The 25490-nt window shown below is 56.5% G+C and carries 23 protein-coding genes and 2 riboswitches; of the genes, 10 read left to right on the forward strand and 13 right to left on the reverse strand.

Annotated features, from left to right (window positions below):
• Positions 1–88: 88 nt before the first annotated feature.
• From truD to GQR90_RS13260, 5 genes are all read right to left on the reverse strand, one after another.
• Positions 89–1231, reverse strand: coding sequence for a tRNA pseudouridine(13) synthase TruD (gene truD, locus GQR90_RS13240; protein WP_233266302.1), 1143 nt, complete (start codon positions 1229–1231; stop codon positions 89–91).
• The gene (gene ispF / locus GQR90_RS13245) at positions 1224–1724 is read right to left on the reverse strand and encodes a 2-C-methyl-D-erythritol 2,4-cyclodiphosphate synthase (protein WP_158775516.1); all 501 of its coding nucleotides are present in this window, start codon (positions 1722–1724) and stop codon (positions 1224–1226) included. Before ispF ends, truD begins: the two co-directional genes overlap by 8 nt.
• 82 nt (positions 1725–1806) lie before the next feature.
• Entirely contained in the window at positions 1807–2571 is a 765-nt protein-coding gene (ispD, locus tag GQR90_RS13250; RefSeq protein ID WP_158774518.1) for a 2-C-methyl-D-erythritol 4-phosphate cytidylyltransferase, read from the reverse strand.
• Positions 2568–2942 (reverse strand): cell division protein FtsB, encoded by a 375-nt coding sequence (gene ftsB / locus GQR90_RS13255; protein ID WP_158774519.1) that lies wholly within the window; start codon positions 2940–2942, stop codon positions 2568–2570. Before ftsB ends, ispD begins: the two co-directional genes overlap by 4 nt.
• A gap of 330 nt (positions 2943–3272) precedes the next feature.
• On the reverse strand, positions 3273–3869 hold the full coding sequence (locus GQR90_RS13260; RefSeq protein ID WP_158774520.1) for an NUDIX hydrolase: 597 nt from the start codon (positions 3867–3869) through the stop codon (positions 3273–3275).
• A 149-nt stretch (positions 3870–4018) separates the two neighbouring features.
• Between GQR90_RS13260 and GQR90_RS13265 the strand changes: the two genes are divergently transcribed.
• Complete coding sequence (locus GQR90_RS13265) at positions 4019–4648, forward strand: CoA pyrophosphatase (protein ID WP_158774521.1); 630 nt, start codon at positions 4019–4021, stop codon at positions 4646–4648.
• Between the two features lie 55 nt (positions 4649–4703).
• Complete coding sequence (locus GQR90_RS13270) at positions 4704–5363, forward strand: 2OG-Fe(II) oxygenase (protein WP_158774522.1); 660 nt, start codon at positions 4704–4706, stop codon at positions 5361–5363.
• A 48-nt stretch (positions 5364–5411) separates the two neighbouring features.
• Here GQR90_RS13270 and GQR90_RS13275 read toward each other — a convergent pair whose 3' ends face one another.
• A complete protein-coding gene (locus GQR90_RS13275; RefSeq protein ID WP_158774523.1) occupies positions 5412–6863 on the reverse strand; it encodes an MFS transporter in 1452 nt (483 codons plus the stop codon).
• Positions 6864–7082: 219 nt separating this feature from the next.
• A complete protein-coding gene (locus tag GQR90_RS13280; RefSeq protein ID WP_158774524.1) occupies positions 7083–7835 on the reverse strand; it encodes a class I SAM-dependent methyltransferase in 753 nt (250 codons plus the stop codon).
• A 417-nt stretch (positions 7836–8252) separates the two neighbouring features.
• Here GQR90_RS13280 and GQR90_RS13285 point away from each other — a divergent pair, with 417 nt between their 5' ends.
• From GQR90_RS13285 to thiC, 6 genes are all read left to right on the forward strand, one after another.
• Positions 8253–9287 (forward strand): lysophospholipid acyltransferase family protein, encoded by a 1035-nt coding sequence (locus GQR90_RS13285; protein WP_233266541.1) that lies wholly within the window; start codon positions 8253–8255, stop codon positions 9285–9287.
• 78 nt (positions 9288–9365) lie between these two features.
• The gene (locus GQR90_RS13290; protein ID WP_158774525.1) at positions 9366–10697 is read left to right on the forward strand and encodes a PQQ-dependent sugar dehydrogenase; all 1332 of its coding nucleotides are present in this window, start codon (positions 9366–9368) and stop codon (positions 10695–10697) included.
• A gap of 283 nt (positions 10698–10980) precedes the next feature.
• On the forward strand, positions 10981–11787 hold the full coding sequence (locus GQR90_RS13295) for a TIGR04283 family arsenosugar biosynthesis glycosyltransferase (protein ID WP_158774526.1): 807 nt from the start codon (positions 10981–10983) through the stop codon (positions 11785–11787).
• 85 nt (positions 11788–11872) lie between these two features.
• A complete protein-coding gene (locus GQR90_RS13300; protein ID WP_158774527.1) occupies positions 11873–12580 on the forward strand; it encodes a TIGR04282 family arsenosugar biosynthesis glycosyltransferase in 708 nt (235 codons plus the stop codon).
• An 82-nt stretch (positions 12581–12662) separates the two neighbouring features.
• Positions 12663–12801, forward strand: a riboswitch (TPP riboswitch).
• 129 nt (positions 12802–12930) lie between these two features.
• Positions 12931–13590: a thiaminase II gene (tenA, locus tag GQR90_RS13305; protein WP_158774528.1), complete on the forward strand. Its 660-nt coding sequence runs from the start codon at positions 12931–12933 to the stop codon at positions 13588–13590.
• Between the two features lie 127 nt (positions 13591–13717).
• Positions 13718–13860, forward strand: a riboswitch (TPP riboswitch).
• 282 nt (positions 13861–14142) lie between these two features.
• Positions 14143–15984 (forward strand): phosphomethylpyrimidine synthase ThiC, encoded by a 1842-nt coding sequence (thiC, locus tag GQR90_RS13310; RefSeq protein ID WP_199269557.1) that lies wholly within the window; start codon positions 14143–14145, stop codon positions 15982–15984.
• Positions 15985–16113: 129 nt separating this feature from the next.
• On the opposite strand, the gene GQR90_RS13315 is transcribed toward thiC, so the two are convergent.
• The 4 genes from GQR90_RS13315 to GQR90_RS13330 form a co-directional block, all read right to left on the reverse strand.
• On the reverse strand, positions 16114–16392 hold the full coding sequence (locus GQR90_RS13315; RefSeq protein ID WP_158774530.1) for a peptidylprolyl isomerase: 279 nt from the start codon (positions 16390–16392) through the stop codon (positions 16114–16116).
• A 278-nt stretch (positions 16393–16670) separates the two neighbouring features.
• Positions 16671–17069, reverse strand: a complete 399-nt coding sequence (locus tag GQR90_RS13320) for a phasin family protein (RefSeq protein ID WP_158774531.1) — start codon at positions 17067–17069, stop codon at positions 16671–16673.
• Between the two features lie 269 nt (positions 17070–17338).
• A complete protein-coding gene (locus GQR90_RS13325) occupies positions 17339–18610 on the reverse strand; it encodes a nuclease-related domain-containing protein (RefSeq protein ID WP_158774532.1) in 1272 nt (423 codons plus the stop codon).
• A 212-nt stretch (positions 18611–18822) separates the two neighbouring features.
• Positions 18823–20124 carry a GNAT family N-acetyltransferase gene (locus tag GQR90_RS13330; RefSeq protein WP_233266306.1) on the reverse strand — a complete coding sequence of 434 codons (1302 nt, stop codon included), beginning with the start codon at positions 20122–20124 and terminating at the stop codon, positions 18823–18825.
• A gap of 89 nt (positions 20125–20213) precedes the next feature.
• On the opposite strand from GQR90_RS13330, the gene GQR90_RS13335 reads away from it, so the two are divergent.
• Both GQR90_RS13335 and pncB read left to right on the forward strand, forming a co-directional pair.
• Complete coding sequence (locus GQR90_RS13335) at positions 20214–20576, forward strand: DUF4190 domain-containing protein (RefSeq protein ID WP_233266309.1); 363 nt, start codon at positions 20214–20216, stop codon at positions 20574–20576.
• A 185-nt stretch (positions 20577–20761) separates the two neighbouring features.
• On the forward strand, positions 20762–21934 hold the full coding sequence (pncB, locus tag GQR90_RS13340) for a nicotinate phosphoribosyltransferase (protein ID WP_158774533.1): 1173 nt from the start codon (positions 20762–20764) through the stop codon (positions 21932–21934).
• 117 nt (positions 21935–22051) lie between these two features.
• On the opposite strand, the gene GQR90_RS13345 is transcribed toward pncB, so the two are convergent.
• The gene (locus GQR90_RS13345; RefSeq protein WP_158774534.1) at positions 22052–22912 is read right to left on the reverse strand and encodes a dienelactone hydrolase family protein; all 861 of its coding nucleotides are present in this window, start codon (positions 22910–22912) and stop codon (positions 22052–22054) included.
• A 66-nt stretch (positions 22913–22978) separates the two neighbouring features.
• A complete protein-coding gene (locus GQR90_RS13350; protein ID WP_158774535.1) occupies positions 22979–25405 on the reverse strand; it encodes a diguanylate cyclase in 2427 nt (808 codons plus the stop codon).
• Positions 25406–25490: the final 85 nt, after the last annotated feature.

Consider the following 25490-nt stretch of genomic DNA (forward strand, 5'->3'; position numbering starts at 1 on the left):
TTTGGTGATCGTGTCGGTATCGATTGACCAGTCACGGCACTACCGTGACGGTGCGAGACAGTATCGCGACTGATGCGACTGGCTGGCGTTACAACAACGGATGCGTGATCAGCTCACGCAACAGGCCGGTCGCAAAGCTGCCGCGCGGCAAATCAAAGTGCAGCCAGACACTGGCATCCGCCCCCGATTCATTGGCCATGGCCGGTGTCACATCCCACTCAAGGCGTGGCTGGCTCGGTATCAGACGCAGCGGACGACGCTCGGTTTTGACTCCAGCCTGTTCAAGCCCGGCACACAACTGTGGCCAGCACGCCGGCAGCGCCTGCTCAAGTTCAGCGACCTGCGCATGCGTCTCAAGACGTCCGGTTCCCCATAACGGTCCAGTAGGATGGATATCGCCACTCGCCAAGCGCTCCGCCAATGTGTCAGCAGCTTCGCTTCCATCGGTCACGAAGCGAGAACCGGTACCATTGAGTGAAAACACCTCTCCGGTCAGCGCCGTGGTCCAGCAATGCGCGGTGATACGTGCGGCCAGTACCTCGTTGAACAGGAAGCTGCGTGCGGTAGATAGCAGCATGCCGCTGCGATCATCACGCTTGCGCCAGCCCCTCGCCAGTACCGCGCGAGCACGCCCAAGGTTATGACCTTGATGGCCAAACCGCTGCGGGCCGAAATAGTTGGGCACGCCCTCACGAATCAAGGTCGCCCAGCGCGTCTCGAAGCCAGGATGTGCAATGGCCTCACCGCTGACCTTGAGCGCAAAGCGATTACCGCGATGCACGCCACGCTTGAGTTTGCGTGGGTGGCGCACACTGGCAAGTACGCGCACGCCAAGCTCCGCCAGTGAATCAGTGAGTGAAGCCGGCGCTTCACGTCCCGGCAGCCACACCGACACCCACTGCTGTGTTACGGCTTGCTTGTCCTTGAGGCCTGCGATACCGATATCACGCGGCGCGACCTCACACAGACTTGCCAAGTGGCGACATAGATCATCCGTGGTCAAGCCACGTTTCTCGACCCATAGCCACTGGTGTTCGCCATGCCCTTCCGGCACGAAGTCCATCAGTTCGGTGACCTGAAAGTCTTCCGGTGATTGACGAAAATGGCCTGTGCCAAGCGGTCCACCATGTGCATGCGGCCAGCGTTGCATCAACTCAGCTTCCTTGACCCAGGCTTCACTGCCGGCCAATTTAAGCTGGGCGAGTGCCGCCGTAAATAGCGCCTCAGACATGCTGCTCTCCACGACCCGTCGGCAATACACCCAACAGCACTACTGCCTCAGCAGCGATGCCTTCCTTGCGACCAGTGAAACCCAATTGCTCGGTGGTCGTGGCCTTGACGTTGACGACGGCCATCGGCACAGCGAGATCCTGTGCGATGACAGTGCGCATCGCCTCGATATGTGGTGCCATCTTTGGCGCCTGGGCCATCAGCGTGAGATCGACATTACCGACACCGAAGCCCGCAGCATGCACTAGACCCACGACATGGCGCAGCAGGCCACGACTATCCGCCCCCGACCACTCACTGTCGGTATCGGGAAAGTGTTTGCCGATATCACCCATTGCACACGCCCCCAGCAATGCATCGCACAAGGCATGCAGAAGCACATCACCATCGGAGTGAGCGACAAAGCCGTGATCGTAGGCAATCTTCACGCCGCCAATCATCAGGTGATCGCCATCACCAAAGCGATGCACATCGAAGCCATGGCCAATACGCAGTGCCATGGGCACATGGCCAGCATGGGTAGCAGGTGAGCAGGATATCTTGCCAGGGTCAGTCATAGCATTGCAGTCAGTCATGTCAGGCAGGCGTCCGGGAACGATCGGCAAGTACCTCGCGCGCCGCCAATAACAGGCATGCCATGGCGAGGTCTTCCGGATGAGTGATCTTGAGATTATCGCGAGCACCGACGACCAACATCGGCGCACGGCCACATGCCTCCAGTGCCGATGCTTCGTCTGTGATCAGCAAGGGATTCGATGCCAGTGCATCACGCAGCGCTGTGCGGAGTAATCCCAACCGGAAGGCCTGCGGCGTGAGTGCATGCCACAGGCCAACACGTGATTCGGTATGCGAGATCTGCGGGCTATCGCTTGAGGAACTGGCAGCGGCACGCTTCATCGTATCGCTGGCAGGCGCCGCCAGGATGGCCCCATCTTCGGCCTGCTGTGCGGCAGCGACCAGTGTGCGGATATCGTCTTCACGCACACAGGGGCGCGCGACATCGTGCACCAGTATGAGGTCATCATCGTTGGCGATCTGGCTCAGACACTCAAGGCCAGAGAGTACGCTGTTGGCCCGTTCAGTACCGCCATCGGCCCGCAGCCAGTCCTGCCACGGCACCATTGATGGTGAGAAGTAGCCATCATCCGCACCCAGTACCAGACACAGGCCAGCATCAGGCAGTGCACGCTTGAGGGTGGCAAGCGTCGCCTCAAGCACGCAACATTCAGGCGAGAGTTCAAGATACTGCTTGGGTCGATCTGCTTGCATACGACTCCCCACACCAGCAGCAGGCACCAGGTACCATACGCGTACTGACGGGGCCGAGGCACTCAGCGTCATTGATTGAGTACCTTGGGCAATCCTTCTTCCAACCCCTTGCCTTCCAGCGCACCATCAGCCACTTCGTCAGGTGACGGCGCCTTACGCTCGGGCACCGCGACATTGGGCACCCACAGGAACTGCTCGTCCTTGCGCACCATGCCGAGATCGTTGCGCGAACGCTCCTCGATTGCCGCCAGACCATTCTTGAGGTCAACCACCTCGGCGCCCAAGCGCTGGTTGCGATTATCCAGCACCGCATCTTCCCTGGAGAGCTGTTGCACACGCGCCCGAATATCGAATAGTTCGGTGATGCCATTTTCGCCCCACCACAACCGGTACTGAAGCATTACCAGCAGTAATAGCAGTGAGATATTGATCCATTTGAGCATGGCAGTGTCCTTGGCCGTTGCAGCGGGCATTATGCCATCATCATGGGCCGTGGCGCAGGCTCTGCGCGTGCAAGCATCACGATCATTTGCCCACGATATTGAAAGAGGCACATGACAGGTACATGCTGGCTTTATGTATTCCCGGCGCGGCACTGGAAAGCGTCAAGGAAGCGGCCTTTACCACCGGTGCTTGACGCATTGGCAACTATGACGCCTGCTTTGAAACACGTGGTTACGAGGAAGTCGCCTTCGATTGCTGGCAACTGGAAAGCCTTTGAGTCAGAAACGGCCCACTGCTGAGTCGCGAGGCCAGCCGTACCATGTCAGGCATCAGCCAGGCAGGTAGGTGGTAGCAAAGAAGCGCTCACGGGTTTCAAGATCAATCTGCTCGGTATGCATTGGATAACTATCAGCAGTACCCGTCACGCCCTGGGCTTGACGCTTGCGGTCTTCGAAGTATCGCCGCAACGTCACTTCCATGGTCGGGAAGGCCAGCGACTGCCAGGGAATCTCTTCTTCTGCGAACAGCGCGACTTCGAGACTCTCGATACCGGCAGAAAAGTCACTGATCAGATCCGCCCGAAACAACATGTAGACCTGATTGATATGCGGCAGGTCAATCAGCGTATAGAGGCCCTTGAGATCGACCTCGGCACCCGCTTCTTCACGGGTTTCACGCGCTGCGGCTTCTGCCATCGTCTCGGCGTTCTCCATGAAACCGGCAGGTAGCGTCCAATAACCTAACCGCGGCTCTATGGCACGACGGCACAGCAGTACCTTGCCGTCACGTACCGGCAATGTGCCAGCAATGATGCGCGGGTTCTGATAATGAATGGTGCCGCAGCTATCGCACAGATAGCGCATTCGATCATCACCTTCTGGCACCCCCAGACGCACCGTCTCGCCACAGTGGCTGCAGTAATTCATCCGCTCTCCCGTAAGGCCTATCGGCTTCTGCTGATGGTGTACTGATGGATTGATACTAAATGGTGCTGCTGCTCATCTTGCGGATCACGGCATTCACCTTGACCGGCTCAACGCTAGCGCCACAAGATGGAAGCCACAGAGGACCCGACATGCTAGAAGCCCTGCGCCAGCGTCTGCAAACATATGAACCGCACATCTCGACCAGCGAACAGCCTCGTGCTGCGGTGTTGATCGCGCTGATCGATCGCCCAGAACCGACGCTGCTACTGACGCGACGTGCCAGCCATCTTGCTCAGCACCCCGGTCAGGTCGCCTTTCCCGGCGGTAAAGCCGAGCCTCATGATATCAGTCTGCTGGCCACTGCGCTGCGCGAGGCCGAGGAGGAAGTTGCACTTCCACCAAACGAGGTTGATATCTTCGGTCAGCTCAGTGAGGTGATATCGCTGCACGGCATGGCGGTAACGCCCTTTGTAGGACGTATTCCGGCAGACCTGCCACTGTGCGCCGACCCTGGCGAGATTGAGCAGATTTTCGAGATGCCGCTGAGCATGCTACTCAGGGATGAGCGGCAACATACCGATGTCATCACCGTGGGTAACGAAAAGTGGTACGTGCCCAGCTATCGGGTGGCTGATCAAGTGCTGTGGGGCCTATCGGCGATGATGCTGGTAGAGCTAATGGCGATCGGTTTCGGCCATACCATCAGCCTGCAAGTTCCGCCGCCAGCCGGTGCTCCACTTCGCCATCTACCGCCGCGCCCTCACACGCCGGTTGTTTAGACGTGCGTGCTCCTCTATAACTCTCCGCCCACGCCATCCATCTTCGGAGCGCATAATGCCTGCTGCACCCGCCCCTCTGCTGGACCCCATCGCGTTAAATTGTCTGATCGACGAGCTGGTCGAGCACGGCTACAGCGTGCGCCCGAACTTTTTACCAATACCTTTGATCCGTCAGTTGAACGATGAGTTATCCGCACTGGAAACGCAGCAGCGTTTGACGGCAGCAGGCATCGGACGTGGGCACGCGCATGATCTTCGCCCTGATATTCGCGGTGATGCCATCCGCTGGCTGGATCGCGAATCGCGTGCTCAACGGGCATACCTGGAAGCGATGAATGTTCTCAAGGATGAGCTCAATCGCGCACTGTATATGGGCTTGTTCGAGTACGAAGCACACTTCGCTCACTATCCTGTCGGCAGCTTCTACCGTAAGCACCTGGACAGCTTCCAAGGCCGGGGCAATCGTCTGATCTCAAGCGTCTTGTACCTCAACGAGCAGTGGCCAGCCGATGCCGGTGGCGAGATAGTGTTGTACGACTCGCAGGACGACAGCCGAGAGATCAGGCGCATCACGCCAGAAGCAGGCACCTTCGTGTGCTTTCTATCCGAGCAGATGCCGCATGAGGTGCTGCCCACCAGCCAGTCACGCGCTAGCGTGACTGGCTGGTTCCGGCGAAATGCTTCGCAAGGCAATCTGGTTGATCCATCACGCTAACCCAGCGAATCAATCACGCCGAAACATCGTGAATTCTTCAGTGAGCCCCTACTCCTTTTGAAGCTTGTGCTCATCAAATGCCTGCTCATCAAGTGCACGCTGATCATGCAGCGATTGCTCCTCCTTGACTTCGATCTCCTCAAGACTGTCCAGTGAGGCGTCGGTAATCAGCTCCGGCATATCCGCGACCAGTTCCCGGGTAACCTCCACCAGTGGATCATCAGCCCCGGCATCGCGCAGATGCTCTTCTGCCGCTTCAAGCAACTCAGGCCCAACCGCAAGCTCAGTCCCCAGCGGGGTCTGTGAAGCATGTGTCTCGAAGGGTGCCATCGGTTGCGGTGCCGGACGCATCACACGACGCCAGACGAAGAAGACCAGCATCACGCCGCCCATCACGGCCAGACTCAGTGCCATGCCGGGCATCGCGCCCATACCCGCCATCGGAAGTGAGACGATGGGCGGCGATAGCGTCGAGCCAACCGCATTGATCAACAGCAGCCCCTGACTCATGCGCACCAGCGCACCCGCGGGCGCACGGTCTGCCGCATGGCTGACAGCCACTGGATAGAGCGTAAAGGCTGCGCCTCCCAGCATGAACAGTGTCACGAGCTGTGCAATACCCTCACTCGCCGGCCCCATCAATAGACCCGCCAACGCCACGATGGCGATCGACAGGATGATCAACACCTGCTGACGATCATGGCTGTCCGACCAGCGACCGATAGGGTATTGCAACAACATGCCGCCCAATACGACCAGCGCCATGCGTTGCCCAATTTCTGCCGTGCCCAGCGCGGCCTGACCCGGGGTCACATCACTCAGCGCCAACGGCAGCAAGCTATAAAGCACTGCCACCACTACACCCGATGCCAGACAACCGAAGACGCCGGTCGGCGTGATACGAACCAGCCGCCACGGACTCAGTGGCTCGGACTGCTCGATCAACGGCGAGACACGTGGCAACAATACCAGGGGGAGGACTGAGGCAGCCGCCAGCATGGCAACCAGCATAAACGCTGATTCCAGGCTCAACATGGCCGTGACGCCCAATAACAGCTGACCCAGCACGCTGGCGCCATAAAGGACGATCATATATAACGCCAACAAGCGGCCACGCACCGCAGGATCTGACGCGCTTAGTAGCCAGCTTTCAATCACCAGATAGACGCCTACCAGTGCCCAGCCAATCATCATGCGCAGCAAGAACCACACGACAGGATGATCACTCAGCCCCATGGCAAGCGCTGCCACCGCAACCAACGAGGCAAAACAGGCATATGCCCGAATGTGGCCGATGCGCAGAAGCAGACGGTCATTAATCAGTGCGCCGAGGCCAAGCCCCAGATAGTAGGCAGAACTGATAAGGCCGATCGCTTCACTGGAGACCCCTGACGCCGACAGGCGCAGCGGTACCAGTGAAGTCAGCATGGCGTTGCCGATACCCAGCAGCGCGAGGCCAAGCAAGGGAGCGAGGGACATCAACAGCAGATGACGGGGCATGACCATTTCCTCAGCCGCACGCCAAAGAGCGGCCGGCCTGTGACGCATTGCGCGAAAATCAACGGGAAGGGGAATCTACCCTGCGAGAATACGTCAGGGCGCCGGCAATATAGAGACAGTTAGCGTCAAAACCAAGCCTTTTTACGCCACTCTTTCCAAACCATGCTCCGACAGCATCACGTGTCGACTACGCGCTCACTCGACACGCTCGTATACCCATCAGTACCGGGAGTCAGGAAGGCGGAAAATAGTGCAATCCGGTGCGACCTGCTGATACTCCAGACCATGCTCGTCAGCTAGCCATTGGAAGGTCGTCGGGCTAAATAGGCAGACATGAGTGGGGTCACGCAGATAGTGCCAGCGCATCAACGCTTCATGATCATCAAAGGCGGGTTGCGTCATCACCCCCAGCAGCCCACCGGGCTTGAGACAGGCTAGCCATTGGCGAAATACCGTTCGCGGATCATAGAGATGCTCAATGACTTCGGTAGCCACGATAAAGTCGTGCTGGCGAGCGAGTGGCGCAGGGTCCGGATGATAATAGAGATCGTAGAGTGCTATTGGATGACCAGCCTCTTCAAACATTCGTGCCAGCGCGGGCCCGGGACCACAGCCGAAATCCAGTCCACTGGCACCTTCAGCGAGCCGTTCACGCATCGGCAAGAAGAGTTTGGACAAGAAGCGACGATAGCGTGGGTCATCCGGCCCATTTTCATGCTGATCGTAAACGGCCTGCTCCGCCTGAGCATCCAGCCGTTGCGAAGGCGCAAGATATAGCAAACGACACTCTGGGCAACGCAGGTAATCTCGCTCATCGGCAGGGGGACGCTGTCCCGTTGAGGGGCACGGTCTACGACGCTGAACCAGATGTAGCTCATGCTCGCTATTCAAGGCACCACACAGTGGACAGCAACGGTCAGACGTCACAAGCAGCCGGCCATCGAGGGAAACAGTAGCATTAGGGGATGACATCAAGACTCCGCGGCGATTGCCAGAGGTATCGACAGCCTGGCTGTCAGACAAGGAAGCACGAAAGATAAACGCCGGCAGGCAAGCCAAACGCAACAATTACAGAAGAAAAAAATTACAGAAGAAACAATCTGAAAAGGGACACATAAGCGAATACGCGTAAGCTGATGGCCATTCATCACTGTCTACCGCACACGCTTTATCCAAATAATACTGCCTGCTGGAATGGCACGCACGATCCGAGCCGCAGCGTACAAGCAATTCTGTTTCAGTGATGCCTGCAGCTCGCATTGCCCTCTGGCACAATGGGCGCCATTCGGCATCGCGACACAGCCTCTGAACCAGGCATCCCAGATGGATGCCTTTAAGACTGACAAGTGCGATAAATCACGCCAAACCACCGGAACTTCATGTGTGACGATGGAAAAAACTCTCAAGCGTTTTGAAAAGGCGATGGAACAACGCCTTTTACCTGTCAAGGCCAATGCCGTGGCGTGGCTCTGGAAGCGGCTCTCCGGCCTGACGACATCCCAGCTATGGTGGATGGCGCGTCCGTTGGCACGTGTGGTGCAGCTGCTCAACCCTCGCGAACGCAGAGTCACGCGCAAGAACCTTGGTCAGGCATTCCCTGAACTGAATAAAGAGACGCGCGCAAGGCTTGCGACCGATAGCCTCACTCACTCCACGGCTACCATGCTGGAACTGGGCAGAGTGTGGCTCGGAGACGAAGATGCCGTACGTGAAAGCATCCTCGAAGTGCATGGCCGTAATCTACTCGATGAAGCACGCGCTGAAGGCCGTGGCGTGATTGTACTGGCGCCTCATTTCGGCAACTGGGAAGTTCTCAACTTCTGGCTCTCCAGCCACTTCCCGTTTACTGCCATGTACGAGCCGCCCAAGTTCACACGCCTTGATCCCATCATCCGCCATGGTCGCGAACGGATGGGTGCGAGCCTGGTACCGACCAACTCACGCGGTGTGGCGGCCTTGCTAAAGGCGCTCAAGCGCGCGGAAGCGATTGGCATTCTCCCGGATCAAGAGCCCGGACGAGGCAGTGGCGTGTTCGCAGAGTTCTATCGTCGCCCAGCCTATACCGCTACCTTGCTGCCCAAGCTGGTTGCGCGCACCGATGCACGCGTCATCACGGGCGTTGCTCAGCGCCTTGAGAGTGGTCATGGCTTTGCCATTCACTTCCTCGCGGCAGATGAGGGCGTATACGACGAGAATGAGACGATATCAGCGCGCGGTGTGAACGCCTCGGTAGAAGACGCGATCGCCTTGGCACCTGCGCAGTATCAATGGGAATACAAGCGCTGGCGCAAGAGCCCGGAAGAGATGGCCAAACAGCCGGACTGGCGCGAGAAGCGCTTCTATCCCCGCGAAGTCTCATGGCTGTCGCTCAAGGGCTGGCGTCGACAACTCAAGCAACGACGTCGTAATACCTCCGAAGACTGATACCCCGCTGGCACAATAGCTGACGAGCTTCCAGACTACTCTCGAATGTACGATGCCGTGACGCTCGAGGAGACGGAAATGCCAGCAGGTATCCATAAGCTCAACCACACGTGGCCACTCGCCAACTCACTGGCGAGTGGCTTGCTCGCAAGTGGTCTATTGATGAGCATCCTGCTGGGCACAACGACGGCCATAGCTGACACAGCCTCTCCCGCTGTCTCTTTCACACTAGGCACCAGCGATGATGTTCCCAAGGACGCACCGCCGCTAAAGCTCCCCACAGGAGCCACACTCCGCTTCATCGCGGCGCTTGATGGCCCGCGCATGCTGCATGTCACCGATCAAGGTGAGCTGCTGATCGGTTCCAACGCTGGTCAAGTATATCGCGGCCAACTTGCTGACAATGGTCGTCTTTCGTCGTTGGAAACACTGGTAACACTACCCGGCTATCCGCATTCAGTGATCGTGCGTGACTCTACATTATATGTCGCCACGACTGACGCATTGCTCGCAGCCGACTATGCACCTCGACGCAGACTCTCTCCGCAAGACTTTCGCCACGTGATCGATATCCCCGGAGGTGGCGGCCACAACTCGCGCACGCTTAGTATCGGGCCGAACGGTGCGCTCTATCTCGCATTGGGGATACAGGGCAACTGCTCGGATCAATATCTGGCCGGGACACTCCCCCGCTATCCTTTCAGTGAGCAACGAGGGGGTGTGATGCGTCTTGATGAACGGCTGGCAGATCAGAAGAATCAGCCTCAGTGGCAGCCCTGGGCGAGTGGCCTGCGCAACCCGGTAGGACTTGCCTGGCAAACACAGCAGGACGGTGAATCTCGCCTATTGGCCACGAACAATGGCCCTGATCACTGGGGATATGAGCACCCACATGAGCTGCTGGTCGCTGCCACCGAGGATAGCTTCCACGGCATGCCCTGGTATCAATGGAAAGACGGTGAGCCGCAGCGCGATGACTGCATCAATAGCACCTCACCACGTCCGCAGCAGGAGATAGCCTTGCCTTTGGCCGAGATACCAGCTCGCAGTGCGCCCATGGGGATAGCAGTAGTCCCTAAGGGGCATCCACTTGCCTCGAGCATGGACGTCATCATTGCCATTCATGGCAGCTGGGGAACGGCGCCTGCTGGCAAGGCCTGGGGGGACCCTGCCAGTCGACGAGCGCCACGCCTGTTGGGCATAAAGTTGACGCGTGATAGTGGTGGGACTGGAAAACAGAGGCAAGAGCAGCAGCCTGCCACCCTGGTACCACTATTGACAGGGCTTCAGGACAATACCAGTGGCGAACGTTGGATTCGTCCGCTGGATGTGGCATTTGGCCCGGACGGTAGCCTCTATATCACCTCCGATGCAGGTGCATCAGGCCTCTACCGCATGACTTTCCAATAGTGCCGCCATGACTCAATAGTCGTATAAACAGTAGACAGGCTCAACGTATTCAACTCCCCCAGGGCCCGGGGAAACGTTTTATTACTCTCAAAAGAGCGCTATTGCGTTTCAATTTCTTGATATCTGCGGACTTATTACAATATCTCTCGACGAAAAGCATGATGCGGCCCACGACAACGTCTATTATCCGATGAAGCGTTGATCAAGCGTTCTACGGCAGTGCATCCAGGCTGCTGGCACCTGCGTATGCTTCAGATACAACGCCATCGCCGGAGCCTGCGCCATGACCCAGCAGACACCCTCACGCCTGTCCCCCGCAACGACCTCTTCCACCAATGAAGGGCGCTTTCCGACACGTGCACCGTGGCTGAGCATCATCATGCCAGTCCATAACGAGGCCAAAGGCATCGTATCTGCACTAGTCGCCCTGAGCCGCCTTCGTGCAGGGGGAGATTGTGAGGTTATCGTGGTGGATGGCGGTTCGACGGATAACACCCGCTCGATGGCGACTGCCCTCTGCGATGCCTGCCTCAGCAGTGAGCCCGGTCGTGCCGTGCAAATGAATGCCGGCGCAGCGAGAGCACGCGGCCAATGGCTGTTATTCCTGCACGCAGACACTCGCCTACCAGACAATGCACTCGCATTACTGGCAAGCGCCGTTGACACTCATCGTCGCTGCGACTGGGGACGCTTTGATGTTGCGATAGAGGGGGAATCTGTCTGGTTACCAATGATTGCGCGCATGATGAATCTGCGGTCTCGTCTCACCAGTATCAGTACCGGCGATCAGGGCCAGTTCGTACGGCGCTCAACCTTCGAAGCAATAGGTGGCTTTGCCGATATGCCGCTGATGGAAGATATCTGGCTGAGTACACAACTCAAGCGACTCACCTCTCCGCTAAACATTGAAGTACAGGTGCATACCAGCGGACGACGCTGGGAGACGCAAGGCATCTTACGCACCATCATCAAGATGTGGGGCCTGCGCCTGGCAGCCTGGTGTGGTGTTTCTCCCGTGACGCTAGCGCGTATATATGGTTATCGCGCTGCTGCGTTAGCCAGCGATCAACAACAGCTGCCCCATGCTTGATTCCATGTTTTTCACCCAGTCGTCACTCATTGCAGGTGAATGTACATCAGTAGCATCGGAGGCCACCGGCTACGACACCCCTCGCATGCCTCTAGCGAAGCCGACGCTGATTATCTTCGGGCGCCTCCCTGTGCCGGGTCAGTGCAAGACGCGCTTGATTCCGGCGCTAGGCGCACAAGGTGCCGCCCAACTCTATTCGCGCATGCTGTTGAGAACGCTGAGAGAGGCGCAAGCAGCCAATCTGGGAGATGTCATTCTGATGCTGACGCCTTCCCCGCAGGCTGCGCGCCTGGATGCTTCTCTTGCACCGCTGATGGCAGAATTGGATCGTGAGTTGTCACATGGCCTGGTGCATGAGCCGAATACGATTCGCATCACACTCGAAGCTCAACCGGAGGGGACGCTAGGTGAGCGCATGCAACAGGCGATGGCACGCCATCTGCCCAACGGGCCAGTGATGCTGATGGGCTCCGACCTACCTGCGCTAGACAGCCAGCGACTGCGAGAAGCTGCGGATGAACTGGCATTGCACGATGCCGTGCTGCAGCCCTCGAAAGATGGCGGTTATGGACTGATAGGCTTGAACCAGCCCTGTCCCGACGCCTTCTCCCTGGCTCGCTGGAGCCATGCCAATGTATGCCTCGAGACACTCACTCAGCTTACTCACGCTGGGCGAGCGACGTACTGCCTGCCCGTTAGCTGGGATGTCGATGAACCTGAAGATCTTGAGCAACTTGCACTCGATTTTCCTGCTCTCATGAAGGAGCACTCTTCTCCCTTTCTAATCAGTTGAACCTGTCAGCGGCCTCCCAAAGTCGTATATAGATCCTTGCACGCCCCTCTTCCCGTGAGACCTCAGACTGTTACACTCGAGCCATAGCTTGACGGGGTGCCGGTAACACCGGCTGAGATGTCATGTGCAAATACCGATAACAAGATCGGTCTTGCGTAAGTGACGAGCCCGCCGAACCTGATCCGGCTAGTACCGGCGTAGGAATCAAGCGAGAAGGAATGCCGTCCATCGGCCAATGCCTCATTCGGCATATGTCGCCTTCTTGTCTCCTTCCGGTATCAGCCCGCTTGAGCCAATGCACCGCAACTACCCGCCCAGGGTTAGCGGAATGCTCACAGAGGGAGACGTCGATGCCTAGCTTTAAAGACCTGACAGACGCCTGCACCGATGAGTGGCAGGACTATCTGCAGCATGATTTCGTGAGCCAGCTAGGTAAAGGCTGCCTGCCAGAAGATACCTTTCGCCACTACCTTCAGCAGGACTACCTGTTCCTGATTCACTTTGCGCGTGCCTGGGCACTAGCAGCTTACAAGAGCCGCAGCCTCTCCGAGTTACGCCAAGCCACTGCCAGTCTCGACACCATCCTCAATACCGAGCTTACGCTGCATATCGGCTACTGCGCCGAATGGGGTATTAGCGAGGATGACCTGAGTGAATTGCCTGAATCCCGTGCCACGCTCGCTTATACACGCTACGTTCTGGACTGTGGCCAGCGCGGCGACCTGCTCGATTTGCATGTTGCTCTGGCGCCCTGTCTGATCGGTTACGGTGAAATTGCCGAATGGTTACTGGACCAGGACAGCACTCTGATCGAAGACAACCCTTATGCCGACTGGATCGCCATGTACTCCAGCGACGACTTCAAGCAAGCCGTGGAAGCCGAACGTGAGTGGCTGAATGCTCGCCTATCTGAAGTGTCAGAGCGACGACTCGGTGAATTGGTTGATGTATTCCGTGATGCCACGCGCCTGGAAATCGATTTTTGGCAAATGGGACTGGATCGTAACTAAATGCTTATCATTAGCCTCACGGATAATAATATTATCATTTAGATAATTTAAATATAAAACAGGATGTCAGATCCTGAATGGGAAATGCCTCTACGGTGCCAACGCATTTCTGCCATTGAATATCTGAAGACGCTTGACGGGGTGCTGGTGGAACCGGCTGAGATCCTGCATGCATCGCCTCGCTGTCCTGACAGACGAGAGTTGCCAGCAAGGGGTCCCGTGGAACCTGAACCGGTTAGGACCGGCGTAGGAATCAAGCTGATGGTATGCCGCTTCGTGCGGCGCTGTCCTGCTCTGGATCTCATGATTGATACTGGGTCAATACAGACGCCATCCCTTCCCTACGCACGGTCTTCCCATGATGACGTCCCATGACGCCGCCCCTATGAGGAGACCTGCATGAGTACTGCCACATCTACACAAGATGAAAACGCTCGCGATCGGAGCACTGAAGACAAGAGCGTACCCAAGGCTCGCGCCCGCACCGATCGAAAAGATGGTAGCCGTCACCTGGCCAGTGAAGCGCGTGTCGATGACGCAGCCATTGCGCCCATGAGTGGTTCTCGCAAGATCTACATCGAAGGCTCTCGCCCAGACATTCGTGTTCCCATGCGCGAGATAGTCTGCTCCCCGACTCAGACAGCCAATGGGCTGGAAGAAAATCCGGCGATTGTTGTCTATGACACATCAGGGCCTTATACCGATCCAGCCGTGGAAATCGATATTCGGCGCGGTCTGGCACCGCTTCGCGAGCACTGGATCGAAGAACGCAATGATACCGAACAGCTCACTCAATTAAGCAGTGAATATGGACGTATTCGCCAGACTGATTTACGTCTGTCTTCACTTCGCTTCGAGCTTGATCACCGCCCTCGCCGCGCACTGGCAGGCAAGAACGTTACTCAGCTTCACTATGCTCGTCAGGGCATCATTACTCCCGAGATGGAATACATCGCCATCCGCGAGAATCAGCGCCGCATTGCCATGCGTGAAGAATACAAGGGTAGCGAGGCCGTAGAAGCGATTCTCGGCCATCAACACCCCGGCCATAGCTTCGGCGCCAGTCTACCGACAGAAATTACAGCGGAATTCGTGCGCGAAGAAGTCGCACGTGGCCGTGCCATCATTCCCGCCAATATCAATCATCCAGAAAGTGAGCCGATGATCATCGGACGTAACTTCCTGGTGAAGATCAATGGCAATCTAGGCAACTCGGCAGTGACCTCCTCCATCGAGGAAGAGGTCGACAAGATGACTTGGGGCATACGCTGGGGCTCCGATACCATCATGGACCTTTCTACTGGCACCAATATCCACGAAACGCGCGAGTGGATCCTGCGTAACTCGCCAGTTCCCATCGGAACAGTGCCTATCTATCAGGCACTCGAAAAGGTCGATGGCGCGGCAGAAAACCTCGACTGGGATATCTTCCGCGACACATTGATCGAGCAGGCCGAACAGGGTGTGGATTACTTCACCATTCACGCCGGTGTACTGCTGCGCTATGTGCCGCTAACCGCCAGTCGAGTTACCGGGATTGTCTCGCGCGGCGGCTCGATCATGGCCAAATGGTGCCTCGCCCATCACGAGGAAAGCTTCCTCTATACGCATTTCGAAGCTATTTGTGAGATCTGCAAGGCCTACGATATCAGCCTGTCGCTGGGTGATGGCCTGCGCCCGGGCTCGGTGGCAGACGCCAATGATGCGGCCCAGTTCGCCGAACTGGAAACGCTGGGGGAGTTGACCAGGATTGCCTGGAAGCATGACGTTCAGGTCATGATCGAGGGGCCGGGGCATGTTCCGATGCACTTGATCAAAGAGAATATGGACAAGCAGCTTACCGAGTGTGATGAGGCACCCTTTTACACGCTCGGACCGCTGACCACTGATATTGCACCGGGTTACGACCACATCACATCGGGCATCGGTGCCGCGATGATCGGCTGGTTCGGCTGCGCCATGCTCTGCTACGTCACACCGAAAGAGCACCTGGGCCTGCCTAACAAGGATGATGTCAAGACAGGCATCATCACCTACAAGATCGCCGCACACGCTGCTGACCTGGCCAAGGGACACCCGGGCGCTCAGCGTCGAGACAATGCCCTTTCCAAGGCGCGCTTCGAGTTTCGTTGGGAAGACCAGTTCAATTTGGGGCTGGACCCGGACACCGCGCGCAGCTTCCACGATGAGACGCTGCCCAAGGACTCCGCCAAGGTCGCCCACTTCTGCTCCATGTGCGGGCCGAAGTTCTGTTCGATGAAAATCTCTCAGGAAGTCCGCGACTATGCCAATGAGCACGGACTGAATGGTGACCCCGATAGTGTCAAGGCAGGCATGCAGGAGCAGGCCGAGAAATTCAAGCGCGAAGGCAGCCAGCTTTACCAGGAGGTCTGATGCTTTTCGCTACACGATAATGCCAACATGAAAAACGCCCTCAGCCATAAATGGCTGAGGGCGTTTTCGTTTTATCCATATCTTCTGACACGCTACTTGCCAGCGCGCCGTCTACCGCTCACCGAATGATCAGGTGCGGCTGGTCACTTCCAGAAGATGGTAACCGAACTGGGTCTTCACCGGACCTTGCACGGCATTGATCGGTGCACTGAATACGACTGCATCGAATTCCTTGACCATCATGCCCGGGCCAAAGGCACCCAGATCACCGCCGCTACGACCGGACGGGCAAGAAGAGTGCTCACGAGCAGCATCAGCAAAATCACGACCATTTTCGATCTCGGTCTTGAGGGCTGCACACTGTTCTTCACTGGAAACGAGAATATGACGCGCTGTGGCCTGTGCCATGACTATCACCTGTCACTGATCAAATGGTACCGCGCAAAGCGGCATGGCCTGCCATTGTGGCGCAAGGCGACGCTCGCCGCTAGCATCCGGCGCGTACTCGTCGATGATATTGGATAGCCTCGAGTGTGGCGTACTCTACAGAACGAGAGCTCTATACCGTGCTACGAGCCATGCAAATGACAACAGTGACAAGTTCCAGACACACAAACGCCCACCCGGAAGGCCGGATGGGCGTTTTTATACAGCTCCCTCAATCGAGAGCTGTGAGCAGATGTCGCTTACTTGGCGGCTTTCTGCATGGTCTCGGAGGCAGACTTGGCATTATTCTCAGCCATCTCCTGACCTTTCTTGGCATTGGTTTCAGCCAGTTCCTGACTCTTCTTGGCGAAGTCCTGATTCAGCTCGACCACTTTCTGTGTGTCGCTCTGCAGGCGCTCGCCGAGTGTCTTGACGGTTTCCTGCTGTTCCTTGACGAAGTTCTGCAGGCCTTCGCTATCCTTGACTTCAAGCAATGCACGAGCTTGAGCAATGGAGGCGTCAGCATAAGACTTGGTCAGCTCCATCTGGGCGCTAATCAACTTTTCGCTGTAATCAATGCTCAGGGCACTGAAAGCACGCAACGGAGCGAACATATCGTCGAACTGCTTGGTGGACTTATCAAAATTGGCATTGAACATGTGGCACCCTCCAGGGTTTTGGCATCACGCTGAAATGAATCCGGAGCTACGCTCCTTCGGCTATCAGGATTGAACCAAGCTTGTGCGCTATCGCGACCGAGCCATCACTACCAAACCTTCACTTACCAATAGTGCTCTCGACCAGGTTCCATCCTCGCTGCAATGCAGCATAAACCACTACTTGCTGCACCGCAACATTATGATGGCGGTATTTCCATATACGCGAGGATTCATTTCCCTGCCGCCTCTGCAAAGGTCTACAAGCACCTTTATAGCTGCTCGCGGCAACGCTCACACAACAGCCGTCCGCACAATGCCTCAATCTGGTTCGACTGCTGGCATAACACGATACTGTCCTTGGACAACCAGCGACGACATCCGTCACAGCGCGGCAGACCCTCGATATTTCGTGATGGACCCTGCATGTGCTTGCCAAGAGAGCCATCACCCTCGATCGCCTCAATATCAGTCTCTATCTCTCTATCGTCACCAGCGTGCGAAGGCTGACCCCAGTGTGCTGCTTGCAGCCCTCGACTTTCAAAGGGATGACTCTCTACTGCCTTCGGTGCCGATGATAGGGATTTGAGGGCAGACATCGGCAAATCGGCAAACGCTTGTCCTGACCCCGCGCCCTGATCGGTAGGCTGTGCCGTTACCGAATCACTGTGTTCAACGGAAGACGCACTCAGAGCAGCGGGTACCCAACGATACGCAGAAGCCGCGCCGTCCGCGCTTACACCACGCGAGGATTCCTGTGTATCGGGTGATAAACCAAGCCGCACCGGCCAATCAATCGTTGAAGTGACATGTTGTGCTGCAATTGCGCGCCCCAACCGTCGTAAACGCCGCTTATCAATTCGGTGCGTGAAACTACGCAAACGCGTGATGGAAGCCGTGCGCCCACTCACCTGCAGGCACTGCCTCCGGAGACGCGACATCGACACCAGCGCACGACTATCCACGATATCTTCCGGCGGACGACTTGCCTGTGATTCATCCGCTATCACGACCCGATACAGGAGTTGTGGCTGGAGCGTCATTCCCATGCGTAACGGCAACAGGCCAGACACATCCAACCAATCTCGAAATAGACGGCGATGCTCTGTAATCGCCAGCAATGGCGAAGGTGTCAATAGTCGCTCCTGGAAATCACCGGAAGCCTCCTCACTTTGGCTCGCCTTGTCGGTACCACCGGTGTGCGTCAGCAGCTCTCCAAATGACGTAATAGTCAGCTGAAGATCAAAGCACGATGCATCCAACACCCAGGCCTGCATCAGACAATTGATAAGCAGGTGATCAATTTCGATCACCTTGTCTTTCTGCCAAAGTCGCAGATCATGCAATACGATCCAGTCATCGCGTGCGCCCAGCAGTGAATCCAGCTGCGTCGCCAATGTGCGGCGACGCACCTGGCGGGCACGCATCGTGCGAAGCGCCTGCAAGACTTGATGACGCTCGCTGCCGGCAAGGGCAGCATCCTGGGCCAGCACCTCCAGCACCAGGACGTCATACTCCCTTGAATCACATTCCTTGATCAGCATGGGAGCCCCTGAAATTAGAATATTAAAATATAGCTCAGTATAGCTCCCCATCCGCAATTTTTCTTGCCATGCAATAGGCGAGCAATACCGATTTGGCGGTAGCTGAATCGAGTCATTTCAGCGCGCTGACGCCTTGATACCGGATGGCCAAAAGGAATAAAAGCTTGATCTGCATCAACCTTATTCAGGCCAACACCTGACTTATTGGCTGACTACTCGTCCTGTCGATAAGGCAGCATGTCGGTTACCTGCTGCCGCGCCTTGGCTATCCAGCGCGTTTCCTCTTCAACCGCTTCCGTCACCGCATCTTGTAACCCGGGGTGAACGAGCCAGTGTAATGACCAGGTATCGTAGGCTGAAAAGCCACGACTAATCTTGTGCTCACCCTGCGTACCGGGATCAAAGCGTGTCAGCCCGCGCGCTAGACAGAACTCAAGCCCCTGGTAGTAGCAGACCTCGAAATGCAGACAGTCGGCTTGAACCTCACTGCCCCACCAGCGCCCATACAGGCAATCACTGCCAATCAGGCATAGTGCGGCAGCGACAGGTATCTGTGCTGCATCACGCGCCTGAATCAACAATAGTGCCTCGGGCATGCTCCGCTTGAGTTGGTGGAAAAATTCAATAGGAAGGTAGGGCCGTTGCGCGCGCTCCCGATAGGTCATGCAGTAGCAGCGATAGAAAGCTTCGATATCCGCGTCACCAATCTGTTCGCCACTGAGGCGGACCAGTGAAAAGCCCTGCTCGGCCACCTTGCGACGTTCACGTCGAATTTCCTTGCGGCGTCGAGAGCGCAAGCCATCGAGGAAGGCATCGAAGTCTCGCTCGCCACGAGACTGCCAGTGATACTGCATACCTGGACGGCGAATAAGGTGCGGCACGGCTGCCTGCCAATCGATGCACTCATCTTGCTCGACGAACAGCAGATGAAAGCCACTATGCTCGTAGCGACGTAAAGCACCACCAATGTCGGCCGCAGGCGCAACACCGGCCTCAAGATGCGGCCATAGCCACTTCAACAGTGCACGCCGCGACGGCGTATCTCCTGCGTCATCTCTCATTACCAGTCGTGGCCCAGCACTCGGCGTAAAGGGAACGGCCGTGAGCTGCTTGGGATAATAACGCCCGCCTGCCCGTTCCAACGCCTCAGCCCATTGTTGATCAAAGACATACTCACCGCGAGAATGCAGTTTTAGATAACGCAGCAGGCCGGCCAGCAGACGCCCATTCTCATCGCGTATCAATAGATGCGCCGGATGCCAACCTGTGGCCGCGACAGCCGCTCCACATTCTTCAAGGGCTACAAGATAAGAATGTTGCAAAAAAGGGTAGTCACAACCGGCCAGACGATTCCACTCATGCGCCGAGATGTCACTGATAGAAGCGAGAACCTCCAACCGCCAGCCATCAGTCTTCTCGACAAGGCTATCGGGCACTCCCGAGTTGTCAGGCATATCCCGCTGGGAGGCATTCTCCTCCAGCCCATCCTCTGCTCGCCATTGCCCTATCACCATTTTCTCCTCTTGTTCTCCCCGGGAGCAGACATGCCGCCCGCACCAGGACATGCTAGTGTGTCGTCATGATGCAGGACAACGAGACCACCATGACAGACACATCGACACCACCCGAAGAATCATCTGCTGATCAAGCATCAGGGCCGACCACAAGACAGGCCTCTACGCCAACTCCGCCCGCTCAGGATATTCATGCCAGCACCAATTCCATGGCGCTGGTGGGATTCGCCTTGAGTGTACTTGGGTGCTTGCTAGCACCTGCGGCACTGGGTGGTGTTGTCTGTGGCCATATTGCACGCAGTCAGATCCGCAAGTCCGGTGAAGCGGGGGACAGCTGGGCACTCGCTGGATTAGTGCTTGGCTATCTACTGATCGCTCTGTCGTTGGCGGGCCTGCTGATATTCGGCGGGATGATGATGACCATGTTCGGTATCATGGCGTTTAGTAGTTGACCGTTAGTCGTTGACCGTCGGCTGTCAGGCATTCGCGATTTACTATAAGCCTCAGCGACTTGATGACCCCGTTTTTCTTTCGATATTGCCTCCCAGTGCCAACGGGACGTGCTTGCCTTGACACCAGGCCTGTCCCGTCAGCGATTCCGGTTCATCCGAGCCGCCTTACACTTGAGCGAGCCTCGATGTTGCACTCGATTCTCGATAATGATTTCTACAAGTTCACCATGCAAAATGCAGTGGTGAAGTTGTTCCCCTACGCCCGTACCCGTTACGCCTTCATCAATCGAGGCGAGCATGCTTTCCCACCGGGCTTTGGCGATGCGCTTCGCGTAGCCGTGGACAACATGATCCACCTTGCTCTGACAGCAGAGGAAAAATCCTTCCTTGAATTCAGCTGCCCGTTTCTTGATCCGACCTATCGTGACTTCCTCGCGGGTTTCCGCTTCGACCCCTCTGAGGTTGTCATCACTCAGGTCGGTGACGCACTGGATGTGCATATCGAGGGCTACTGGTATCGCTCCATTCTGTGGGAAGTGCCACTGATGGCGCTGATCAGTGAGCTCTGGTACCAGCTGGGCGGCGATAACCGTGATAGTGATCAGGTGTTGCACGATAGTACGCTGGCCAAGATAGAACACTACAAGCGACTCGGCATTCGTGTCGCTGAATTCGGTACGCGTCGCCGTCACTCCTACGATGTGCACGACAAGGTTGTCGCCACTCTCAAGGAGCAGGGTCGGGGCTGCTTCATCGGCACCAGCAATGTCCACATGGCACAACGTCATGGAATCAAACCCATTGGCACTCATGCCCACGAGTGGTTCATGTTCCATGCCGCGCGTTTCGGCTTCAAGATGGCCAATATTCTGGCGCTGGAAAATTGGGTCAAGGTCTACCGGGGAGACCTGGGAATTGCGCTGTCGGATACCTTTACCAGCCGCGCTTTCTTCCGTAGTTTCGACAAGAAGTTTGCCAAGCTATTTGATGGTGTACGTCATGATAGCGCCGACCCCATTGAGTTCGCTGAAGCCACCATCCGTCACTATGAATCGCTGGGTATCGACCCTAAAACCAAGACCATCGTGTTCTCTGATGGATTGGATACCGACAAGGTTGACCGCATCGTGCGCTACTGCGCCGGACGCATCGGCATGTCCTTTGGAATCGGTACCAACTTTACCAATGATATTGGGCCACAGCCGATGAACATGGTCATCAAGATGACCGAGGCACGCCCGGAAGGACAGGAGTGGGTGCCCGTCATCAAGCTCTCCGATGTGTCCAGCAAGCATACCGGCGATCCGGACATGATCCGGCTTGCCCATCAGGTCCTCTCGCTGAAAGAACTGGATTAAGCCTCACGTGGCACTGTCGCTACAGGCATAAAGAAGCCCGCCCGGGTCTCAATACCGGGCGGGCTTCTTGTCACTACACGACACCTTGTTACGCGGACTGAGTATAGTGACTCAAGGCTACCGCGACGACTTCGGCGACTTGAAGACTTCATTGAACAAGTTGAGCATCACCTGCCACGACGCTGCATCAGCCGCCGCGTTATAGCCTAACGGGAGGTCGAACTTGGCAGCCTTGGCATCCGATTCAGAATTGGTGAATGCATGCTTGGCACCAGGATACTGAATCAGCGTTGTACGGGTATTCAGCGACTGGAAGGTGGCCAGCAGACTATCCAATCCTTCCTGAGGCACCATCGAATCCGCTTCGCCGTTTTGAATCACGACACGACCTGCAAAAGGCTTGGGCTCTTTCACCACGACAGCTGGACTACCGTGGAAACTGACGACAGCCTTGAGCGGGGCCCCGGTGAGCGCCATGTTGAGAACGATAGCTCCTCCGAAACAGTAGCCAATCGCAGCCATGCGATCACCGTCCACTTCCGAACGCGAGCGCAACACTGCCAATGCCGAGTTGAAGCTCGACTCCGCCTTGGGCCAGTCCTGCATCACTGCTGAAGAAAAGGCTTTGGCATCCTCGGGATGCTGAGCTGTCTTCCCATTCCCGTACATATCCACTGCCATGACGACATACCCAAGCCCTGCCAATTGCTCGGCGCGCTTGCGAGAATAACTGTTCAATCCCCACCATTCGTGTACCAACAGAATGCCCGGACGACGCCCTTTTGCCTTGGCATCACGCGCAATCAGACCGACGTGTTCTTCACCATTGGCGCGGTACGTGACTGTCTCTGTCACTACCTGCGGCCCTTCCAGACGATTGATCACCGGCGCATTCTCGGCGGCCAACGCGTAGCCTGCAGAAAACACCGATTGCGCAAACAGCATAGTGCCGGCGCACCAGGTATGTAACGTTCGCATCGCCTACTCCTTGTACGAGATTCTAGACACCGGCAACAGGATTCAAGCCAAGCATGCCGGTATTCCTCAATTGTCCCCGCTCGTCGTCTGCGATGCCAGTATCACGCAGTTGCGGCCACTGCGTTTGGCACTGTAAAGCGCCATATCAGCACGATGCAGATAAGCTTCACGGCTTTCTCCTCGCTCTGGGGATGCCACTCCGATACTGATAGTGCATCTCAATTTCAACGTCTTGAACCTGAACTCCAGCGCGGCAACCTGCTGACGCAGGCGCTCTGCCATGCCAACACCAGTAGCAGTCCCGGCATCGGCCAGTAACACCGCGAATTCCTCTCCCCCTAGCCGCGCGAAGCAATCATCGCGGCGTAGCTGCTGACGACAGGCCTCTCCCAGATGCGTCAACACATGGTCTCCTGCGGCATGGCCGTGGCTGTCATTGATCCTCTTGAAGTGATCAATATCAAACAGAATCAATCCCACTTGCTCTCGTGAAGATGAAGCCAGCAACGTGTCCAGTGTCTCGAGGAAGCAGCTGCGTGTCATGGCTCCTGTCATGGCATCGGTCATCGCCTCTTGCTCGCGACGCTGCTCAATCAATTTACGCTCATGAATATTGCGCGACACTGAAAGAACTCTTTCATAGCGTCCAGTCTCAGCGTCCATCGATGGCGTGGAGATCGACTCAAACCATAAGGTATGACCGTCCTTGTGCTGAATGCGAAAATCGACCCGAAACACTTCACCCAGGCAAGCCGAGCGATGTACCTCCTGAGCCACACGTGCCATATCATCGGGATGAATTAGCTGCTTTATCTTCCGCCCACGAATTTCCTCGACACGAAATCCACATAGCTTCTCCACCGATGGGCTGATGTATTGGCAAATACCATCCGAGCCCTCGATGCTGACCAGATCACTCACTGAATTCAAGATGAAGCGATAACGCTCCTCGCTCAACCGCAAGGCGCGCTCGATACGATGACGAGCTGTCACATCATCACAGTAGCCATTCCAGGTAATACTGCCATCCAACACATCGGCAGGTTGTGGCAGCGCGACACAGGCCAGCCATCGCTCCTGTCCATCGGGATGCTCATACCGCAACTCCAACTCCAGGGGAGATTGCTCATCTGCGCTACACCGTGCCGATGCCAGCAGTTCAAGGTGATCTAGATCAGAGATACGCGACAGAAAGAGAGAGGTATCGGCAAGTACCATCTCAACCTCTAGCCCCAGTAACTGGACGGCGACCGGTGATAAATAGGTATAGGTAAAAACATCATCTCGACTCACCTTGCACTGGAAGATGACACCAGGCATCTGTTGCGTCAGATGCTCTAACTGGCGTCGGCTCGCCTCACCATGACTGACATCGCTCAGCTGGCCCAGCAGTTCAGCTACCTCACCGTCGGAGCCATAACTCAGATGCATATCATCCTGAAAATAACGCTGCCGACCGTCAACATGGCGGAAGGCATAGCAGAGACTCAAGCAGGTCAACCGGTCACGAATCGCCGCAGCGAAACGCTCACGACAATCAGCAAGTTCTTGCGGATCCATTCGTGTCTGCCAGATACGCGGACTGGCCAGTAATAGATCGCGTGACAAGCCTGTCAGGGCCTCACTGCCCGCAGAGATAAACTGCAGTTCTTCCGGCGGCCATTCTCCACGAGTGGCATATCGGGTTCCGGGGGTATCATGGGCATGCTGAATCAGTTGATTCTGCTGACTAATGGCCTGTTCAAGGCGTAGATGAACAGCACTGGTGTCTCGCGTCATGACGGCAATCTGCTGGGCTCCATCACCATGACATCGCCCTAGACTGACCAGTTGCACGGACAAACGACATTCTCCGCGGGGCAGAGACAGACTGATATCGCAGTACCGCGGCTCTGCACCATTCAAGCAACGCATGACATGAGTGTAATACAGGTGATCCAGCGACTTTCCTCCATGCGCATAGGCCGCATCGTGATAGAGGTGCCAAGCAGGGTTGGCATGCTGGAGACTCAACGTCGTCTCATCCAGTGACAGAATCGCCATGGGATCGCGACTGCGGACCATCATCAGCCGATAGGCCCTCAATTGCTGGCGTTCTTCTTCAGCTTCCTGCTCACGCTGAGTGATATCCGAAATCCTTCCGCAGACAGGATGCCCCTCGCCCGATGCCCACAGGAACTCTTCAAGCAACAGTGCCTGCCCGCTACGATCACGTATTCGATAGCTGATACGCTCAATCCTGCCCACGGATGAGCGAAAATCACTCAGCCGCTGACGATCCGCTATCGACACCAGCGACAACCACAATCCGGGTTGCTTGAGAAAGTCACGCACCGAATACCCTAGCAAGCGTTCAGCTGCCGCATTCAAGCCAATAAAACGCCGACCATCAGCGCTGAGCGTAAACATGACATCTGCGATAACAGCGTGATGATGCAGCAGCAAACGGCTATCCGTGAATGACTCCGGCAACGTGAATCCCCTCTTCGTCATGCGGTTCTCTTCAGAATGCCTTACCCGGCACGCTCACAGCCAGCAACGCCTACCAACGCTGAGCGCTACTGGCTGCATGTCATAG

It is taken from the genome of Cobetia sp. L2A1 (assembly GCF_009796845.1).
GTDB lineage: Bacteria > Pseudomonadota > Gammaproteobacteria > Pseudomonadales > Halomonadaceae > Cobetia.

What these genes read in the sequence shown, in the direction of transcription:
- GQR90_RS13280 (WP_158774524.1), bottom strand. Translation starts at nt 7,835, where the DNA reads ATGTCATCCCCTAATGCTACTGTTTCCCTCGATGGCCGGCTGCTTGTG.
- truD (WP_233266302.1), bottom strand. Translation starts at nt 1,231, where the DNA reads ATGTCTGAGGCGCTATTTACGGCGGCACTCGCCCAGCTTAAATTGGCC.
- GQR90_RS13330 (WP_233266306.1), bottom strand. Translation starts at nt 20,124, where the DNA reads ATGGTGATAGGGCAATGGCGAGCAGAGGATGGGCTGGAGGAGAATGCC.
- GQR90_RS13350 (WP_158774535.1), bottom strand. Translation starts at nt 25,405, where the DNA reads ATGACGAAGAGGGGATTCACGTTGCCGGAGTCATTCACGGATAGCCGT.
- GQR90_RS13315 (WP_158774530.1), bottom strand. Translation starts at nt 16,392, where the DNA reads ATGGCACAGGCCACAGCGCGTCATATTCTCGTTTCCAGTGAAGAACAG.
- GQR90_RS13335 (WP_233266309.1), top strand. Translation starts at nt 20,214, where the DNA reads ATGACAGACACATCGACACCACCCGAAGAATCATCTGCTGATCAAGCA.
- GQR90_RS13325 (WP_158774532.1), bottom strand. Translation starts at nt 18,610, where the DNA reads ATGCTGATCAAGGAATGTGATTCAAGGGAGTATGACGTCCTGGTGCTG.
- GQR90_RS13320 (WP_158774531.1), bottom strand. Translation starts at nt 17,069, where the DNA reads ATGTTCAATGCCAATTTTGATAAGTCCACCAAGCAGTTCGACGATATG.
- GQR90_RS13295 (WP_158774526.1), top strand. Translation starts at nt 10,981, where the DNA reads ATGACCCAGCAGACACCCTCACGCCTGTCCCCCGCAACGACCTCTTCC.
- GQR90_RS13260 (WP_158774520.1), bottom strand. Translation starts at nt 3,869, where the DNA reads ATGAATTACTGCAGCCACTGTGGCGAGACGGTGCGTCTGGGGGTGCCA.
- ispD (WP_158774518.1), bottom strand. Translation starts at nt 2,571, where the DNA reads ATGACGCTGAGTGCCTCGGCCCCGTCAGTACGCGTATGGTACCTGGTG.
- ftsB (WP_158774519.1), bottom strand. Translation starts at nt 2,942, where the DNA reads ATGCTCAAATGGATCAATATCTCACTGCTATTACTGCTGGTAATGCTT.
- thiC (WP_199269557.1), top strand. Translation starts at nt 14,143, where the DNA reads ATGAGTGGTTCTCGCAAGATCTACATCGAAGGCTCTCGCCCAGACATT.
- GQR90_RS13290 (WP_158774525.1), top strand. Translation starts at nt 9,366, where the DNA reads ATGCCAGCAGGTATCCATAAGCTCAACCACACGTGGCCACTCGCCAAC.
- tenA (WP_158774528.1), top strand. Translation starts at nt 12,931, where the DNA reads ATGCCTAGCTTTAAAGACCTGACAGACGCCTGCACCGATGAGTGGCAG.
- GQR90_RS13300 (WP_158774527.1), top strand. Translation starts at nt 11,873, where the DNA reads ATGCCTCTAGCGAAGCCGACGCTGATTATCTTCGGGCGCCTCCCTGTG.
- GQR90_RS13270 (WP_158774522.1), top strand. Translation starts at nt 4,704, where the DNA reads ATGCCTGCTGCACCCGCCCCTCTGCTGGACCCCATCGCGTTAAATTGT.
- GQR90_RS13265 (WP_158774521.1), top strand. Translation starts at nt 4,019, where the DNA reads ATGCTAGAAGCCCTGCGCCAGCGTCTGCAAACATATGAACCGCACATC.
- GQR90_RS13285 (WP_233266541.1), top strand. Translation starts at nt 8,253, where the DNA reads ATGGAAAAAACTCTCAAGCGTTTTGAAAAGGCGATGGAACAACGCCTT.
- GQR90_RS13345 (WP_158774534.1), bottom strand. Translation starts at nt 22,912, where the DNA reads ATGCGAACGTTACATACCTGGTGCGCCGGCACTATGCTGTTTGCGCAA.
- GQR90_RS13275 (WP_158774523.1), bottom strand. Translation starts at nt 6,863, where the DNA reads ATGCCCCGTCATCTGCTGTTGATGTCCCTCGCTCCCTTGCTTGGCCTC.
- pncB (WP_158774533.1), top strand. Translation starts at nt 20,762, where the DNA reads ATGTTGCACTCGATTCTCGATAATGATTTCTACAAGTTCACCATGCAA.